The organism is Serratia sp. ME47 (assembly GCF_903970925.1).
GTDB classification, from domain to species: Bacteria; Pseudomonadota; Gammaproteobacteria; order Enterobacterales; family Enterobacteriaceae; genus Serratia; species Serratia ureilytica.
Map to the genome: position 1 here is coordinate 50,756 of NZ_CAJCKE010000011.1, position 15,299 is coordinate 66,054.

At 60.0% G+C, this 15,299-nt stretch carries 17 protein-coding genes; 8 read left to right on the forward strand and 9 right to left on the reverse strand.

The features are described from left to right. Positions 1 to 223: 223 nt before the first annotated feature. Both rsmD and H7A77_RS12935 read left to right on the forward strand, forming a co-directional pair. Positions 224 to 844 (forward strand): 16S rRNA (guanine(966)-N(2))-methyltransferase, encoded by a 621-nt coding sequence (rsmD, locus tag H7A77_RS12930; protein ID WP_042783457.1) that lies wholly within the window; start codon positions 224 to 226, stop codon positions 842 to 844. Beyond that, entirely contained in the window at positions 834 to 1,106 is a 273-nt protein-coding gene (locus tag H7A77_RS12935) for a DUF1145 family protein (RefSeq protein ID WP_004934327.1), read from the forward strand. Before rsmD ends, H7A77_RS12935 begins: the two co-directional genes overlap by 11 nt. A 3-nt stretch (positions 1,107 to 1,109) precedes the next feature. On the opposite strand, the gene H7A77_RS12940 is transcribed toward H7A77_RS12935, so the two are convergent. After that, positions 1,110 to 1,466 carry a DUF2500 domain-containing protein gene (locus H7A77_RS12940; protein WP_089192358.1) on the reverse strand — a complete coding sequence of 119 codons (357 nt, stop codon included), beginning with the start codon at positions 1,464 to 1,466 and terminating at the stop codon, positions 1,110 to 1,112. Between the two features lie 259 nt (positions 1,467 to 1,725). Here H7A77_RS12940 and H7A77_RS12945 point away from each other — a divergent pair, with 259 nt between their 5' ends. Then, complete coding sequence (locus H7A77_RS12945; RefSeq protein WP_145957781.1) at positions 1,726 to 2,457, forward strand: hypothetical protein; 732 nt, start codon at positions 1,726 to 1,728, stop codon at positions 2,455 to 2,457. A gap of 262 nt (positions 2,458 to 2,719) precedes the next feature. Beyond that, positions 2,720 to 3,346, forward strand: coding sequence for a lysoplasmalogenase (locus H7A77_RS12950; protein WP_033644998.1), 627 nt, complete (start codon positions 2,720 to 2,722; stop codon positions 3,344 to 3,346). Positions 3,347 to 3,386: 40 nt separating this feature from the next. Here H7A77_RS12950 and H7A77_RS12955 read toward each other — a convergent pair whose 3' ends face one another. Continuing rightward, positions 3,387 to 3,764 carry an AprI/Inh family metalloprotease inhibitor gene (locus tag H7A77_RS12955; RefSeq protein ID WP_025304893.1) on the reverse strand — a complete coding sequence of 126 codons (378 nt, stop codon included), beginning with the start codon at positions 3,762 to 3,764 and terminating at the stop codon, positions 3,387 to 3,389. Between the two features lie 54 nt (positions 3,765 to 3,818). Beyond that, complete coding sequence (locus tag H7A77_RS12960) at positions 3,819 to 5,282, reverse strand: serralysin family metalloprotease (RefSeq protein WP_033652421.1); 1,464 nt, start codon at positions 5,280 to 5,282, stop codon at positions 3,819 to 3,821. 680 nt (positions 5,283 to 5,962) lie between these two features. On the opposite strand from H7A77_RS12960, the gene H7A77_RS12965 reads away from it, so the two are divergent. Then, positions 5,963 to 8,281 (forward strand): zinc/cadmium/mercury/lead-transporting ATPase, encoded by a 2,319-nt coding sequence (locus H7A77_RS12965; RefSeq protein WP_108680045.1) that lies wholly within the window; start codon positions 5,963 to 5,965, stop codon positions 8,279 to 8,281. Positions 8,282 to 8,340: 59 nt separating this feature from the next. Here the strand turns inward: H7A77_RS12965 and H7A77_RS12970 are convergent, their stop codons facing one another. The 3 genes from H7A77_RS12970 to tusA form a co-directional block, all read right to left on the reverse strand. Further along, on the reverse strand, positions 8,341 to 8,616 hold the full coding sequence (locus H7A77_RS12970; RefSeq protein WP_182074292.1) for a type II toxin-antitoxin system RelE/ParE family toxin: 276 nt from the start codon (positions 8,614 to 8,616) through the stop codon (positions 8,341 to 8,343). Then, positions 8,616 to 8,816 (reverse strand): stability determinant, encoded by a 201-nt coding sequence (locus H7A77_RS12975; RefSeq protein ID WP_223524348.1) that lies wholly within the window; start codon positions 8,814 to 8,816, stop codon positions 8,616 to 8,618. The genes H7A77_RS12970 and H7A77_RS12975 overlap by 1 nt, the downstream gene beginning before the upstream one ends. 61 nt (positions 8,817 to 8,877) lie before the next feature. After that, a complete protein-coding gene (tusA, locus tag H7A77_RS12980; protein ID WP_025304890.1) occupies positions 8,878 to 9,123 on the reverse strand; it encodes a sulfurtransferase TusA in 246 nt (81 codons plus the stop codon). A gap of 221 nt (positions 9,124 to 9,344) precedes the next feature. Here tusA and H7A77_RS12985 point away from each other — a divergent pair, with 221 nt between their 5' ends. The 3 genes from H7A77_RS12985 (at position 9,345) to H7A77_RS12995 (ending at position 11,124) form a co-directional block, all read left to right on the forward strand. Beyond that, entirely contained in the window at positions 9,345 to 10,004 is a 660-nt protein-coding gene (locus H7A77_RS12985) for a 7-cyano-7-deazaguanine/7-aminomethyl-7-deazaguanine transporter (protein ID WP_033652423.1), read from the forward strand. A 41-nt stretch (positions 10,005 to 10,045) separates the two neighbouring features. Beyond that, positions 10,046 to 10,480: a GNAT family N-acetyltransferase gene (locus H7A77_RS12990; RefSeq protein ID WP_089192362.1), complete on the forward strand. Its 435-nt coding sequence runs from the start codon at positions 10,046 to 10,048 to the stop codon at positions 10,478 to 10,480. An 80-nt stretch (positions 10,481 to 10,560) separates the two neighbouring features. After that, positions 10,561 to 11,124 (forward strand): DcrB family lipoprotein, encoded by a 564-nt coding sequence (locus H7A77_RS12995; protein ID WP_025304887.1) that lies wholly within the window; start codon positions 10,561 to 10,563, stop codon positions 11,122 to 11,124. 34 nt (positions 11,125 to 11,158) lie between these two features. On the opposite strand, the gene glpC is transcribed toward H7A77_RS12995, so the two are convergent. Genes glpC through glpA form a run of 3 tightly spaced genes read right to left on the reverse strand, consistent with a single transcriptional unit; the run spans position 11,159 to position 15,262 of the window. Next, a complete protein-coding gene (gene glpC, locus H7A77_RS13000) occupies positions 11,159 to 12,358 on the reverse strand; it encodes an anaerobic glycerol-3-phosphate dehydrogenase subunit GlpC (RefSeq protein ID WP_033652425.1) in 1,200 nt (399 codons plus the stop codon). Continuing rightward, on the reverse strand, positions 12,355 to 13,623 hold the full coding sequence (gene glpB, locus H7A77_RS13005) for a glycerol-3-phosphate dehydrogenase subunit GlpB (RefSeq protein ID WP_182074293.1): 1,269 nt from the start codon (positions 13,621 to 13,623) through the stop codon (positions 12,355 to 12,357). Before glpB ends, glpC begins: the two co-directional genes overlap by 4 nt. Continuing rightward, positions 13,613 to 15,262, reverse strand: a complete 1,650-nt coding sequence (gene glpA / locus H7A77_RS13010) for an anaerobic glycerol-3-phosphate dehydrogenase subunit A (RefSeq protein WP_033645008.1) — start codon at positions 15,260 to 15,262, stop codon at positions 13,613 to 13,615. The genes glpB and glpA overlap by 11 nt, the downstream gene beginning before the upstream one ends. Between the last annotated feature and the right edge of the window lie 37 nt (positions 15,263 to 15,299).

A 15,299-nucleotide genomic window follows, 5' to 3' on the forward strand; every position in this document is an offset into this window, starting at 1 on the left:
CCGAAGGCTCGCTTACCCTACATACCTGAAGGATATATGCTGACAATAATCCGCCGAGTCTATCACTTTCCCTCGCGCAGCAACACGCATCCGGCATGCTTTCCGGTGTGAAAGCAGACAACAAAGTTTTACCGTTCCCCCCGACGCCCGTCACCGGTAGAATAGGGACAACTTTTCGTTAACCTCTGCGGCACCGCGCCGCAAAAGAAATCAAACAACGCTTATGACAAGACTCTCGCCACGGGCGGCGGCCAAAAAACCGCCCCAGGCCGCAGCCGGACAGATCCGCATCATCGGCGGCCAATGGCGCGGCCGTAAGCTCCCGGTGCCGAACAGCCCGGGGCTGCGCCCCACGACCGATCGGGTACGCGAAACCCTGTTCAACTGGCTGGCGCCGGTGATTCAGGGCGCGCGCTGCCTGGACTGCTTCGCCGGCAGCGGCGCATTAGGGCTGGAAGCGCTGTCACGCTATGCCGGCAGCGCCACGCTGTTGGAATTCGAGCGGCCGGTGGCGCAGCAGCTGGAAAAAAATCTGGCGCTGCTGCAGGGCAAAGGGGTGGTTATCAACACCAACGCGCTGAGCTGGCTGGCGGGCGACGGTCAACCGTTCGACGTGGTGTTCCTCGATCCGCCGTTTCGCAAAGGCCTGCTGGCGGAAACCGTCTTGTTGCTGGAGCAGCGGGGCTGGCTGGCCGACGAGGCCTGGATCTATGTAGAAGCCGAGGCGGAAAGCGCCGCGGCGGACGTGCCTGCCAGCTGGCAGTTGCACCGGGAGAAGGTCGCCGGCCAGGTGGCTTATCGCCTTTATCTTCGTTCGCAAGAGAAAACCGACCATGCTGATTAATCTGGGCCGCCTGCTGATGCTGTGCGTATGGGGCTTCCTGCTCTCTAACCTGTTCCATCCGTTTCCCAAGCCGCTGAAGTATTTCATCGACGTGGCGCTGTTCTTTATGGTGGTGATGCACGGCCTGCAGCTGGTGCTGTTGAAATCCACCCAGCCGAAGGATCAGCCGATCAGCTACTGGCAAGAGGCCAAGATCTTTATCTTTGGCGTGTTCGAGCTGCTGGCCTGGCAAAAGAAACAGCCGCCCATCAAGAAAAAGTGACCGCTACGGCTGAACGGTGAACGAGACGAAGCGCGTGCCCTGCATGTTTAACGTGCCCTGCGCGCCTTTTTCTATCGGGTTGTACTGCCATTGCTTCAGCCGCAGCGTAATGTCTTCACCGCCCTGGTTCGGGCTGAACACCACCTCGTAATACATCGGCTCGTTGACCAACGGCTCGCGCTGCGGCGCACGGGTCTTGGCGACCGGCACCGCGCGTTTGTCGCTCACCGTCACCTGCAGACTGCGCATCGGCGCGCGATCGTTTTCCGCCTCCTGCTGGCGCTGTTTGAAGTAACGTTGCGTGGCCAGCACGGCGATCAACGCAATGACGGCGACAAAAAATAGCGGTGGCTTACTCATCGGTTTCCCATTTCCTTCACGGTCAAATCGGCGTAAACATAGCACACTCCCGTATGCCTGGTGTGCCCTTCCCTTTTATCCCGGAGCGTTAATCCACGAATGTTGGCCTCCCAAAATAAGAACGGCGCTCAGGATACGCCTCCATTTGAAAGTGATGGATTTATTATGCTAACCTGAAATCAGCGGCATATTTAATTTCCTAAAACGAAGAATATAAAAGCCAGCTAAACAATCAAACTTAAAAATGGAATTTGACATAATGAAAATCAGCAAGCTGGCTTGGGCCGGCCTGGCGATTAATATCGCTGTGGCGACGGTCATCGTTCTTTATTTATCTCAGGATGGGTTGGTTGAGAGCTACGAAGAAGAACTTCTCGACGAATTCATTTCAATACTGCTTATTATATTTGCAATATCAATACCTATGCAAGGTATCAGCCTGCTGCTCTTATCTAAAGCGCCAAAAGCGGGCCGCGTGCTCGCCTTTATCAGCACTGTCCTGATGTTGCCGTTGAGCATGATCTTCTTCATCGGCTATTTGTTCAGCTATGAATGGCGTTACAACCGAGGATTGACGCCCTTCAACGCCGATGTTCCCCCTCCGCTTGATGTCAGCCTGGGGTTCAATTTGAAGCAATTTTCATTATCCGGGATATTATGTATCGTCCTCGGCATCGTTATCGGCCTGATCGGTATCAACGTCGGTTGGCTGATAGTTGCCGTCGGGGTGGTAGCACTGATCAATTCATCCCGCTTGGAAAACCGCATAATGATCGGCCTCTCACAGGATAAATTGATTATCACGCCGGCGCTATATGCCGAAACATTCATCATTCCAATAAGCGATGTCACGCTGATACAAGACAAGCCTCAATCATTTAAGTTGCAAATCAAATCTGGCGGCGTTGATAGAACCAGCACCATCCTAAAAAGAAAGCATCAGCAGGAGGAGTTTGGAAAAGTCATCGCAAAAATCGCCACGCAGAAATAGTGCCGTGACACCGCAGCTAATAATAAAGCGAGGGGGAATATCTCCCTCGCTGTTTTTTTAATTCAAAATGCGATAGCGCATACTCCCCCTTGCCAGAATGCCACTCACAAGAGAAACTGCCCATCAGACTGGCCGCCGCACGCACACACGCAAGAAAGCATTGTCGATCGTCGGCAGGCTACCTACACTGAAATGAAGAAGTGACATGGGTGACAGTTTGGAGCCGGTGGTTGCGGCTCCCTCCTACATAAGGAAGACATAAATGAGTTGGCCGTTCCTTGCCGTATTCTTTTCCGGTTGGCTGTTCGTCGACGCCTCTTACCGTGGGCCGCGCTGGCAGCGTTGGGTGTTCAAACCCGTCACGCTGCTGCTGCTGTTGCTGTTGGCCTGGCAGGCGCCGGTGCTCAGCGCCGCGGGCTATCTGATCGTACTCGGCCTGCTGGCAACGCTGATCGGCGATGCGCTGCTTCTGTTGCCGCGCGAGCGGGTGCTGTACGCCATCGGCGCCTTTTTCCTGTCCCACTTGCTGTACACCCTGAGTTTCGCCAGCCAGATGACGTTCAGTCTGTTCTGGCCGCTGCCGCTGGCGCTGCTGGCGATAGGCGCATTGCTGCTGGCCGCCCTTTGGACCCGGCTGGAAGAGATGCGTTGGCCGATCGTCACCTATGTGGCGATGACGCTGCTGATGGTCTGGCTGGCGGGCGAGCAATATTTCCTGCGCAGCACCGATTTCGGCTTCTCGCTGCTGACCGGCACCTCGCTGCTGCTGCTGGCCAACGTGGTTTGGCTGCTCAACCGCTACCGCTTCACCTTCCGCGCAGCGGACGCCATCGTCGCTTTCTGTTACTTCTCCGGCCACTTCCTGATCGTGCGTTCGCTCTACCTGTAGAGACCTGCCGCGGGTTCGGCGCGCCGAACCCGTTTCTTCATCAAGCCAGCGCTTTCAACGTCAGGGCATCACCCGCACCCAGTTGATTGCGGTACAGATCGCCGTCGCGCGAGAAGAACGCCAGCGTGCTGCCATCCGCCTGCAGCAGGGCGATGCCGTCCGGCGCCGGGCGCCAGCCCACCACCTCGGCCGCAAATACGCTTTGCAGACAACGCTGCCGATCCACCAGCTGGTAGCCGTTGGTCTCGCTTTGCTCATTGGCCAGAAACTCGATTTGGCATTGCCGTTCGCTGTCGGCTACCTGCCATTGCCCCGCCAGCGACTGCGCGGTCGGCAGCGCCAGACTGCCGGCCATCACCGCACTCGTCACCATCATGCCTCCCGCCGCCAGGGCGGCGCGCGTTAAAGTACCTTTCATACCGGCTCCCACATCACGCCCGGCCGAGACTGCGCCGGGCGCTCCGTTGCTGCGTTACACGATAAAGTCAGTGGCGACGTCTACCTGACCGACGATTTTCACCAGGAAGTCCGGCGCCTGATGACCACCGATGTTCACCGACAAATCGGTCACGTTGTTGGACGCGTTGTAGCTCAGCAGCGCTTCACCCGCCGCGCCGCTGAAGTGATCGACGAAGTGAATGAAATCGCTGCTCTGCGCCTCTTTGTTGAAGAACGACAGATCAATCTTGTCGATCCCTTTCTGGAAGTCGCGGATCCAGTCTGAAGCGCCCGGCGCGGAATCGCTGGCGGCAGAGAACACGAAGATGTCTTTACCGGCACCGCCCCACAGCTCATCCGCCCCGCCGCCGCCGAACAGCACGTCGTTACCCGCGCCGCCTTTCAGCACGTTATTGGCCGCGTTGCCGACGATCACGTCGTTGCCGGAACCGCCAATGGCGTTCTCGATGGTCACACCGGCGGCGATCGAGACGTTGCCTTTCAGGCCGCCCACGTCGGAGAACGACTTCTCGTTCAGGTTGATGCGCTGGTTAGCGGTATAACCGGAGAAGTCGAAGGTATCGTTGCCGCCCGCATCCCACACCGCAAAGATCAGTTTTTGCGCGTTGCTGGTGGTGCTGAGGAAGTCACGACCGGTGTTGGAGTTAAAACCGTACACGGTGTCGCCGGTGCGGGTCGACAGGTTGGCGCCATACAGATGTTGAATGGCGGCAATGTCATCCAGCAGCGGAGCTGCGGCGTAATGACCGCCGTTATCGCCACCGGTGTTGGTTTCGCTCCAGTAGCTCATCAGGCTGAACTGGCGGGTGTCTTCCGCATAAGTGACGTCGCGATAGGTCGGGTTGCCCTCACCGGCGTTGTAATCGCCCGGGTGGCTCAGGCCCAGCGCATGGCCAATCTCATGGGTGAACGTCTGGCGGCCGTAGTCTTCGGTCGCCGGATGCTTCACGTTGGACTGGTTGACGTTGTACCAGGTTTGGCCCCCCAGATCCTGCCCCTGCCAAATGGTGTTCGGCAGGAAGGCGTAGGCCTGGGTGCCGTAATCATAGTGGCCGGGACGATCCTGGCTGTAGTTACCGAAGGTGATGTTGGCCTTTTGTCCGGCCGCCACTTCGGTAAAAGTGATATTGGCGACGTCGGCCCAGGACTGCAGCGACAGCTTAGCCTGCTGCTGCTGTTCCGCGCTGAACTTGCTCAGCCCGGTGTCGCCGGCGACGTTGGTGGAAGAGAACTTATAGTCCGGGAAGGAGAAGGTTAATTTGACCGGCTGGCCAAATACCTTGTAACCGTTCCAGGTTTGGTTCTCACGGGTAATAAACAGCCCAGCTTGCTCGTTAGAAAATGAATCCTTGCCATTAATCTGAATCCCGTTGCCCCGCTCATGATAATGCAACAGGTCGTCTACAGCATCGTAGCCGGTTGTGGCGGCCGCGAAGTTGGATTCAGTAATTTCAATTGCCTTTTTAGTAGATTGCATTGGTTCGATTCCACTCATTACCTGATTGATATCAATCAGACAGATAGACATAACCTCCCCGTAAGCCACGGTTAATGAACCTTAAGCTTGCTGGAAGGGGCTTATGCGCCGTTGCCGGCAGTGTGTTTGGTAGAATTAATGCATATATATCAGCAAATAAGATCACCATTAAAAATGGTAATCGATTCCAATTATAGGCAGGACCGCAAAACTGCACATAAAATAATCAACCATTTATTATCGCAACGAAAGTTTGTTATGCTACTTTTTGCGCTTATTTACAAAACAAATGAAACTTAGAGAGGAGAAGTTGGCACCAAACTTCAATAGCAATGCGGCTTGCAGACACAAGCGAATCATGCTGGCTAATCAGGCGCAAAAAGATAAATTTTGCTAACGCGTTATAGATAAATAACTCTTTATTATTAGACCGGGCGACTTTTTAGTTTCTATAGGAATATTATTTTCTTATTTAAACTAACGGCGGCGAGACTTTTTCTCGAAATAGGTAATAAGAAAAAGCAATAGATTAAAATTCGCATCATTCATTATTGAATGAATCCCCCCATAACGCCCGTACGCCGTTAGCAATAATTCTCATCCGGCGCTTGACTCTGGAGTGGACTCCAGGGTGTAGAGTCAGCTGAGCAAACCCGGTTAACTGCCCGAAGGGGGACGTTATGCACAATCAGCAAAATCATAATCATCAGGAACATCACCACGCCGAAGGCGGATGCGGCTGCAACCACAGCCACAGCAAAACCCAGCATGGCTGCAGCAGCGAGCCGAAAAACGCCGCTGCGCAGACCGAACACGCCCATCACCATCACGATCATGGCGAGAGCGGCTGCTGCGCCGCCGCACACGACGATCCGGACGAGGAAAGCGACAGGCTGGCCGCCGCTCCCCCTTCCGGCAGCCAACGTTTCAGCTGGAAAGTCACCGGTATGGACTGCCCCAGCTGCGCCAAGAAAATCGAAAATGCCGTCACCGCGCTCCCCGGCGTTGACAGCGCACGCGTATTGTTCGCCACCGAAAAACTGGTGGTCGACGCACAGTCCGATATCAGCCTGCGGATCCAGGACGCGGTCGCCCAGGCCGGTTTTACCCTGCTCGGCGCTCAGACCGCCAAAGCCGCCGCGCCGAAAACCTCACGCTTCGGCGAATTTGCGCCGCTGCTGTTGTTAACCACCCTGATGGTGGTCAGCTGGGTGCTGGATCGGATTAACCCGGAGCTGGGTCGCATCGCCTTTATCGCCACCACGCTGGTCGGGTTGGCGCCGGTCGCCGCCAAGGCGCTGCGTCTGATTCGCTCCGGCACGCCGTTCGCCATCGAAACGCTGATGAGCGTGGCGGCCATCGGCGCGCTGTTCATTGGCGCCACCGCCGAGGCGGCGATGGTGCTGCTGCTGTTTATGGTTGGCGAGCTGCTGGAATCCTACGCCGCCAACCGTGCGCGGCGCGGGGTGAAGGCGCTGATGGAGCTGGTGCCGGAAGATGCGCTGCTGCTGCAAGGCACGGAACGCAAACGCGTGCCGGTCGCCAGCCTGCGCCCTGGCGATGTGATTGAAATCGCGCCCGGCGGGCGCCTGCCGGCCGACGCCGAGCTGCTCAATCCGTTCGCCAGCTTCGACGAAAGCGCCCTGACCGGCGAATCGGTGCCGGTCGAGCGCCAACGGGGGGAAAAAGTGGCCGCCGGCAGCCTGTCCGTCGATCAGGCGGCACAGATGAAGGTGATCTCAGAGCCCGGCAAAAACGCCATCGACCGCATTCTGCAATTGATTGAAGAGGCCGAAGAGCGCCGCGCGCCGATCGAACGCTTCCTCGATCGCTTCAGCCGCTACTACACCCCGGCCATTATGCTGCTGGCCGTCGCGGTGATCCTGGTGCCGCCGCTGCTGTTCTCGCAGCCGTGGGAGACCTGGATCTATCGCGGCCTGACGCTGCTGCTGATCGGCTGTCCATGCGCGCTGGTGATCTCGACGCCGGCGGCCATCACATCCGGGCTGGCGGCCGCCACGCGGCGCGGCGCGCTGATTAAAGGCGGTGCGGCGCTGGAGCAACTGGGCCAGATTCAAACCATCGCCTTCGATAAAACCGGCACCCTGACCGAAGGCAAGCCGACGGTCACCGACGTGCTGCCCATCAGCGCGCTCACCGAACAACGGCTGTTGCAGCTTGCCGCCGCGGTAGAGGCCGGTTCACATCACCCGCTGGCGCAAGCGATCATCAACCGCGCCGCCGCCAGCGGGGCCGAGCAGCCGCTGGCGCAGGCGCGCCGCGCGCTGGCCGGCGTCGGCGTGGAAGGGATCGTGGACGGCAAGACCGTGCTGATCAGCGCGCCGGGCAAGCTGGCGCCGGGCCTGCTCGCCACACAATGGCAGAGCCAGGTAGACAAGCTGGAAAACGCCGGTAAAACGGCGGTGGTGGTGTTGGAAGACGGCGCGCCCATCGGCTTACTGGCGCTGCGTGATACGCTGCGCAGCGACGCCAAACAGGCGATAGCCGAACTGAACGCGCTCGGTATTCGCGGCGTGATGCTGACCGGGGACAACCCGCGCGCCGCCGCGGCGATAGCCGGCGAGCTGGGCCTCGACTATCGCGCCGGTCTGTTGCCGGAAGATAAGGTCGCCGCGGTTACCGAACTGAGCGAACTGCGCCCGACGGCAATGATCGGCGACGGCATCAACGACGCCCCGGCGATGAAAGCCTCCAACATCGGCATCGCCATGGGCAGCGGCACCGACGTGGCATTGGAAACCGCCGACGCCGCCCTGACCCACAACCGGCTGGTGGGCGTCGCGGAAATGATCCGCATCTCGCGCGCCACCCACGCCAATATCCGGCAAAACATCACCATCGCGCTGGGATTGAAAGGGGTCTTTCTGATCACCAGCCTGCTGGGGTTAACCGGGCTGTGGCTGGCGGTGCTGGCGGACTCCGGCGCCACCGCGCTGGTCACCGCCAACGCGCTGCGGCTGTTGAGAAAGCGCCAATAACGTGACGCCAGACCGGGTTCCTCAATGGGAACCCGCCATTATCGATTGCAGCGAAGATACTAAGGATATTGTCGGCGCGTATGTAATACCCGCAACACCCGGATGTGAGTTTCCAGCACCTGGTAAATCAGGAGATAATGGGGATGCAAGGGGATTTCATGCGTGCCGTCCACTCTGCCACGCCGGAAAATTCGAGGATGCCTGGCGGCGGGAGTGACGGCCTCCATGATGAGAACCTTCATTTTTCTGGCCGCCAGAGGGTTATCGTTGGCGATGAATCCCACAATCTCCGTCAGATCCTGACGTGCGGCTCGAGTCCATTCGATGTTGAGCATTATGCCTGCTTCGCGTTGATCCTGGCTTCTGCAGCAGCGATAACAGCATCCATTTCAGCCATCACGTCATCATGAGGAATACCGGGCCACGGCTCATCCATGGCTTCCTGAACTCTTTCAAGAAACCAGCGCTCATAGCCCTGTGTGTGTTCCTCATTTTCCATCTTGGCAACCGTAGGCAGTAGTAAAATACTCATCATCGTTTGTCCCTTTCGAACGCTCCCCAATCGCAGGGAGCTTATCTTACGAGACGATTAAAAACTATACACCTTTACGTAACAGATAACGGTATGGCGCCTGCTCGGTCTCCTGCGCCACCAGCGTGTGCTCCATAAAGCGGCAAAACCCCGGGATATCGCGGGTAGTGGCCGGATCGTCGGCGATAATCAGCAGCGTTTCGCCGTTGTCCATATGGCGCACGGTTTTGCGCACCATCATCACCGGTTCCGGGCAACGCAGCCCCAGCGCGTCGAGCGTCTGGTCTGCCTGGGCAAATAAGTCAGTCATGCAATTTTTCTCGTTCAAAAACGATCGGCGAACGCTCGCCGCATCTCATTAGCGCCTAGTTTACGCCGGTAGTTTTTCTGCGCAAGATGCGTTAACGTTTGCGTTAAATTTAACCATTGCATTGGTTGCGCAAACGCGTATCATGCCGCCGCGCAGCGTTTTTTGCTGTTTTGACAAGACACACTGGGTTCCCTCACCCCACTGCTAAAAAGGCTACAAGTATGTATTCGTTTACCGCACAGCAGCGCTTCACGGCGTTGGTCTGGCTTTCGCTGTTTCATATCGCCATCATTACCTCCAGCAACTACCTGGTGCAGCTGCCGATCAGCGTTTTCGGCTTCCATACCACCTGGGGCGCCTTTACCTTCCCGTTTATCTTCCTGGCGACCGATCTGACCGTGCGCATCTTCGGCGCGCCGCTGGCGCGGCGCATCATCCTGGCGGTGATGGTGCCGGCGCTGTTCATCTCCTACGTGATCTCCACCGTCACCTATCAGGGAGAATGGCAGGGCTTCGCCGCGCTGAGCAGTTTTAACCTGTTCGTGGCGCGCATCGCGGTGGCCAGCTTTATGGCCTATGTGCTCGGCCAGATCCTCGACGTACACGTCTTCAACCGCCTGCGTCAACGCAGCGCCTGGTGGGTGGCGCCGGCGGCGGCGATGTTCCTCGGCAACATCAGCGATACGCTGGCGTTCTTCTTCATCGCCTTCTATAAGAGCAGCGATCCCTTCATGGCCAACAACTGGGTGGAGATCGCGCTGGTGGATTACAGCTTCAAGGTGATGATCTGCCTGCTGTTCTTCCTGCCGATGTACGGCGTGTTGCTGAACATGCTGCTCAAACGCATCGCGGCGCGCAGCGGCAGCCTGCAGCCGGGCTGAGTCGTGTTATTCTGGGCGGCCTTATCCTTTGGAGGCCGCTCATGACCCCAATCATCCGCACCGCCACGCTCGAAGAAATCCACCGCCTTTACCAACGCATCCCCGAATTCGGCGGCCTGCACAGCCTGGCCGATCTGCAGCAACGTATCGGCGCCGCCCCCACCAGCCTGTTGATCGCCGAGATAGACGGACAGCCGGCCGGTTTCAAACTCGGTTATCAACGGCAGGAAACGGTGTTTTACAGCTGGCTGGGCGGCGTGCTGCCGGCATTCCGTCGCCACGGCGTGGCGCAGGCCTTGTTGGCCGAACAAGAGCGCTGGGCGCGGGCGCAAGGCTATCGCCAACTGACGGTCAAAACCCGTAACCGGTTCCGCGCCATGCTGACGATGCTGCTCGCCCATCACTATCAGATTGTTCATCTGGAAAAGAAAGGCGAAGTGGCTGATTATCGGCTATTACTGGAAAAAAACTTGTGACAACATCTGCCTTGCATTTCAACCTGGAATAGGTTGCGATACGACAGTGAATCCCTACCGGAAAGGAAGAAGGAAGCCCGATGCGTAAAGTAGCGAAATTGATGGGTATCAGCCTGCTGGCGCTTGGCCTCGCGGCCTGCGACGGCAACACCAAAGACACCAAGGCAGCGCCAGACGGCGCGGCGGCCAGCGCGCCGGCCGGGCAGCAAGTCAGCCTGCTGGACGGTAAACTGGCGTTCACCCTGCCGGTCGGCATGGCGGATCAGAGCGGCAAGCTGGGCAACCAGGCCAACAACATGCATGTTTACGCAGACAGCACCGGTCAGCGCGCAGTGATCGTCATCTTGGGCGACAAGACCGCCGACAGCCTGGAGACCCTGGCCAAGCGCCTGGAGAACACCCAGCGCGCGCGTGACGCCAACCTGCAGGTGATCACCAACAAAGCGCTCGACGTCAACGGTGTGCCGCTGCGTCAGCTGGACAGCATCATCACCAGCGGCGGCGAGAAAGCCTATTCTTCCGTCCTGATCGGTTCGCTGAACAACAACATGCTGACCATTCAGGTGACGCTGCCGGCGGACAACCAGCAGCAGGCGCAGACTGAAGCCGAAGGCATCATCTCCACCCTGAAGCTGAAGCAGTAATCCCGCAGGGGCCGGTTTGCCGGCCCCTGAGTCTTTATGCCAACGCCTGCGCCAGCAGGGTGATCGGATGTTCGCAGCGTTTGCTGGTGGACATTTCGATCTGCCATTTGCAGGTCTCGCAGTCGGTCACCACCAGATCCACTCCGCTCTCTTCTATCTGCCGGAACAGCGGCGCGCCAATGCCTTGCGACGTGGCGTAGTTCTCCGATTTGAACCCGTAAGTGCCGGCGATGCCGCAGCACTGCGAATCCAGCACCACCAGCTCCAGTCCCGGTATCTGCCGCAGCAGCTCCAGGGTATAGGCGGTCCAGCCCATCTTCTCCATATGGCAAGGCGTGTGATAAGCCACCCGCAGCGGCGTGCGCTTGAGCGGCAGGCTGCGCCCCTGATTGATCAGGCGATAAAGATAGCGCGTCGCCAGCTCCACCCGATCGCGCACCGCGGTGGTGTCTACATCCAGCAGATGAGGGTATTCGTCACGCAGGGTGAAGGTGCAGCTCGATGAGGTCGCCACCACCGGAATGCCGCGCTCCAACACCGTTTCATGCAGCGATTCGGCATTGACCCTGGCCTGCTTTTTAGCCTGGTCGATAAACCCGTTGGCGATCAGCGGCACGCCGCAGCATTTCTCGCGTTTCAGCAGTTGCACGCCGATATCCAGCGCGTTGAACACCCGGACCAAATCCTTGCCCAGCTGCGGGTGGTTATAGTTGACGAAGCAACCGTGGAAGAATGCCACCTGCTCGGCGTAACGCTGCTGAGCCTGCGCCTGTTGCCGGTACCAGCGGCGGAAGGTGCCGAAGGAATATTTCGGCAGTTCGCGCCGGTGATCGATCTTCAGCGCCTTGTCCAGCAGCTTGCGCACCGGTTTCAACCCGGTGGCGGCGTTGACGATCGGCGCAAACGGCGTCGACAGCGATCCCATGATATCGGTATGGCTGAGGATGGCATCGCGCAGCGTCGGCTTGCTCTGGGCGAAGTCGGCGCGGGCGCGCTGAATGATGTCGCCGATTTTGACGTCGGACGGGCAGGCCACTTCACAACGCTTGCAGTTAGTGCAGTATTTCAGCGCTTCGTCGTACAGCGCCGGGTCTTTCAGCCGCAGCCGCTCGCCGTCCGGCCCCGCCTGTTTCGGCCCCGGATAGAGCGGGTTCACTTTGGCCACCGGGCAGTAAGTGGTGCAGACGGTGCATTTGATGCAGCTTTCAAAGCTGTGGTCCCGATGCAGGCTCATACGTTCTCCTCCGCGGCGATCTGCTGCGCGACGTGCAGCGCGCCGATCAATGACACGCCGGCGCCGCAGCCCTGCTGCAGCGGATCGTAGCCGCCGGCGACCGCGCCGATGGCGTACAGATTGTCGAACGGCACTCCCTGCTTCATCGCCCGCAGTCTGCCGTCGGTGCGCACGCCAAACTGCAGGTAAGGTTGCGGCGCGAACAGCTCGCGTCGGCTCCAGTCGGCGCGATCCGCCCGACTGTGTACGTCCAGCCCGAAGATCGGTTCGCGCACCCCGTCGAAATCGGCCACCAGTCCATTGCTGAAGAAGCTGCCGCTGGCCAGCACCACCTGCTGCGCCCGCAGCGGAATATCGCCGTGGTTGCGGGTGTACAAACCGGTGACGCGGCCGGCCTCGCTCTCGGCGCGCAGCACGCTGTCGCCCGGCATGAAAACGCCGCCCAACTGCTGGAAACGCCGCCGCAGCGCCTGATGCAAGCGCATGCCGGGCACCGAAGGCGGCAACGTCGGCAGCAGTCGGATCGGCTTGCCGACCGCATCCTGCAACACCGCCAGCGACGCGTCGTCCTCCAGGCCCAGACAGGCCGGCAGGAAGAGCGCCTCGGCCTCACCCGCCAGCCGCCGCAGTTCTTCGGCCATCGGCGGCAGGCTTTCCATCAAATCCAGTACCCGGGCGATGTTCACCGCACGAAACTCGCTGGGATTATTGCGCAATCTGTCCAGCGCCGGCATGTGCAGATAGGCCACGTCCGTCTGCACGCCGAGCTCGCGGCTCAGGGCGTCGGCGGCCATCTGCGGTTGGAAGTCGAGGAACCCTTCGATGCCGATCACCGCAATACGCCGCCACGGCAGTTGGCCGGTCAGCGGCAGCGTCGGGATCGCTTGCGGGCTGAGCCAGGTGGCGCGACGCATACCGAGCGGCGTGATGCGCAGATGGTTGTTCACCCCCTCGCCCTGCAGATTCAACCCGCAGCGTTCCAGCAGCCGCTGCGCGGCGGCGGACAGCACCGCCACCCGGCCGGGCCCGATCAGGGCGTACGGATGCTGCGGCGCCTGTTGCGCCAGCTGCGGCAACGCCGCCAGCGGCATCTCGACCGGCGTGCCGTCCGGCAATCTCGCCAGCAGATCGAGCGAGCCTGAGGAGAAGTAGAGCGCGCTCTGGCCAGAACTAACCACCGCGCAGCGCTTGCCCTGTTCGGCCACGGCAATGGCGCAGCTCAGGCCCGCCAGACCACCGCCAATCACCACAACGTCAAATCGCATCATCCGCCTCCTGCTCCTGGTCGGCCTGGGCTTCAAGCCCGCATAATCCCTGGTAAACCCAACTGGTGAATTCGCTCTCGCGCAGCGCATCGCCCCAGGCGATCGGCCGTACGCCTTTCCAGCGTTCGTTGAGGAACTGCGACAGCTGCGCGATGGATTGCTGCGGCGTGCTGACGTTAAAGCGCGTCAACAGCCCGGCGGCGCGGCAGGCGCAGAGTTCGCCCTGGCAGGTGCCCATGCCGACACGGGTGCGGCGGCGCAGATCCACCAGGTTATTGACGGTCAGCGAGTTGACCGCATAGCGCACTTCCCCGGCGGTCACCGCCTCGCATTCGCACACCAGGCTGGTGTCGAGCCGATCGGCCGCCGGCACCTGGCTAGCGCGATCGCCGTGCCGATAGATCGCCGAGCCGCGAATGCTGGCGGGCAGAGAAACCACGCTGCGCACCGTTTCCTCCGCCGACTGACGGGATCCGGGCAGCGCGTCCTGCGCGGTGGTGCACGGACTATTTACGCCGAGCTTTTCGCATACCTTGTCGGTGGCCCACTCCGCCATCAGGCGGTAGGTCATCAGCTTGCCGCCGGTAATGGTGATAAACCCTTCCAGCCCGTCGCGGGCGGCGTGATCGAGCAGCACGATGCCGCGGCTGACGTTGCGCCCGCTGGGATCGTCGTCGCTGGCCACCAGCGGCCGCACCCCGGCATAGGCGCGCAAAATGCGGGTCTGCGCCAGGGTGGGCGCCAACAGCGCCCCTTCGCGGATCAGAATATCCACCTCCTGCGGGGTCACCAGCATGTTGTCAATTTGGTCGTAGTCGATATGGGTCGAGGTCGTGCCGATCAGCGAGATGGTGTCGCCCGGCACCAGGATGTCGGCGTCCGCCGGTTTGCGGCAGCGGTTGATCACCATGTTGTTGATGCGATGGCCGAGGATCAGCAGCGCTCCCTTGGCCGGGAACATACGGATGCGCAAATCGGCGTATTCGGCGATCTGCTGGCCCCAGATACCGGCGGCGTTGACCACCACCGGCGCGTGCAGCTCATAGCGCCGCTGATTCTGATGGTCGTAAACGCGCACGCCCGTCACCCGATCGCCGCTGCGCAGCAACCCCACCACCTGATGGTAGGTCAGGATCTGCGCGCCGTGCTCGCGCGCGTCCAGCATATTGGCGGCGGTCAGCCGGAAGGGATCGACGGTGCCGTCCGGCACCCGCACCGCGCCGATCAGCGCCGGGTTAGCCGCCGGCTCCAGCCGCAGCGCCAGCTGCGGGTCGATCGCTTCGGCGTCGATGTCGGCCTGGCGACAGGCGGCGATAAACTGCTGCTGATAGTCCAGCGAGTCTTGCGGCAAGGTGATGAACAGCCCGTCGGTGCGCTCGATACAGTGATGCGCGATGCGTTTCAGGATGCGGTTCTCTTCTATGCATTCGCGCGCCGACTCGCCGTCGGTCACCGCATAGCGCGCGCCGCTGTGCAGCAAACCGTGGTTGCGGCCGGTGGCGCCGGTGGCGATGTCGTGGCGCTCCAGCAAAATGCATCGCAAGCCGCGCCGCGCACAGTCGCGGGCAATGCCTGCGCCGGTGGCGCCGCCGCCGATGATGATCACATCCGTTTCGCCGCCGTCAAAATAGCTGCTCATGTCGCTCCCTCAGGATCGGTAGTTATGAGCCTATTGA

What these genes read in the sequence shown, in the direction of transcription:
- H7A77_RS12935 (WP_004934327.1), top strand. Translation starts at nt 834, where the DNA reads ATGCTGATTAATCTGGGCCGCCTGCTGATGCTGTGCGTATGGGGCTTC.
- rsmD (WP_042783457.1), top strand. Translation starts at nt 224, where the DNA reads ATGACAAGACTCTCGCCACGGGCGGCGGCCAAAAAACCGCCCCAGGCC.
- H7A77_RS12945 (WP_145957781.1), top strand. Translation starts at nt 1,726, where the DNA reads ATGAAAATCAGCAAGCTGGCTTGGGCCGGCCTGGCGATTAATATCGCT.
- tusA (WP_025304890.1), bottom strand. Translation starts at nt 9,123, where the DNA reads ATGACTGACTTATTTGCCCAGGCAGACCAGACGCTCGACGCGCTGGGG.
- H7A77_RS12955 (WP_025304893.1), bottom strand. Translation starts at nt 3,764, where the DNA reads ATGAAAGGTACTTTAACGCGCGCCGCCCTGGCGGCGGGAGGCATGATG.
- H7A77_RS12995 (WP_025304887.1), top strand. Translation starts at nt 10,561, where the DNA reads ATGCGTAAAGTAGCGAAATTGATGGGTATCAGCCTGCTGGCGCTTGGC.
- H7A77_RS12965 (WP_108680045.1), top strand. Translation starts at nt 5,963, where the DNA reads ATGCACAATCAGCAAAATCATAATCATCAGGAACATCACCACGCCGAA.
- glpB (WP_182074293.1), bottom strand. Translation starts at nt 13,623, where the DNA reads ATGCGATTTGACGTTGTGGTGATTGGCGGTGGTCTGGCGGGCCTGAGC.
- H7A77_RS12940 (WP_089192358.1), bottom strand. Translation starts at nt 1,466, where the DNA reads ATGAGTAAGCCACCGCTATTTTTTGTCGCCGTCATTGCGTTGATCGCC.
- H7A77_RS12970 (WP_182074292.1), bottom strand. Translation starts at nt 8,616, where the DNA reads ATGCTCAACATCGAATGGACTCGAGCCGCACGTCAGGATCTGACGGAG.
- H7A77_RS12985 (WP_033652423.1), top strand. Translation starts at nt 9,345, where the DNA reads ATGTATTCGTTTACCGCACAGCAGCGCTTCACGGCGTTGGTCTGGCTT.
- glpA (WP_033645008.1), bottom strand. Translation starts at nt 15,262, where the DNA reads ATGAGCAGCTATTTTGACGGCGGCGAAACGGATGTGATCATCATCGGC.
- H7A77_RS12950 (WP_033644998.1), top strand. Translation starts at nt 2,720, where the DNA reads ATGAGTTGGCCGTTCCTTGCCGTATTCTTTTCCGGTTGGCTGTTCGTC.
- glpC (WP_033652425.1), bottom strand. Translation starts at nt 12,358, where the DNA reads ATGAGCCTGCATCGGGACCACAGCTTTGAAAGCTGCATCAAATGCACC.
- H7A77_RS12960 (WP_033652421.1), bottom strand. Translation starts at nt 5,282, where the DNA reads ATGCAATCTACTAAAAAGGCAATTGAAATTACTGAATCCAACTTCGCG.
- H7A77_RS12975 (WP_223524348.1), bottom strand. Translation starts at nt 8,816, where the DNA reads ATGATGAGTATTTTACTACTGCCTACGGTTGCCAAGATGGAAAATGAG.
- H7A77_RS12990 (WP_089192362.1), top strand. Translation starts at nt 10,046, where the DNA reads ATGACCCCAATCATCCGCACCGCCACGCTCGAAGAAATCCACCGCCTT.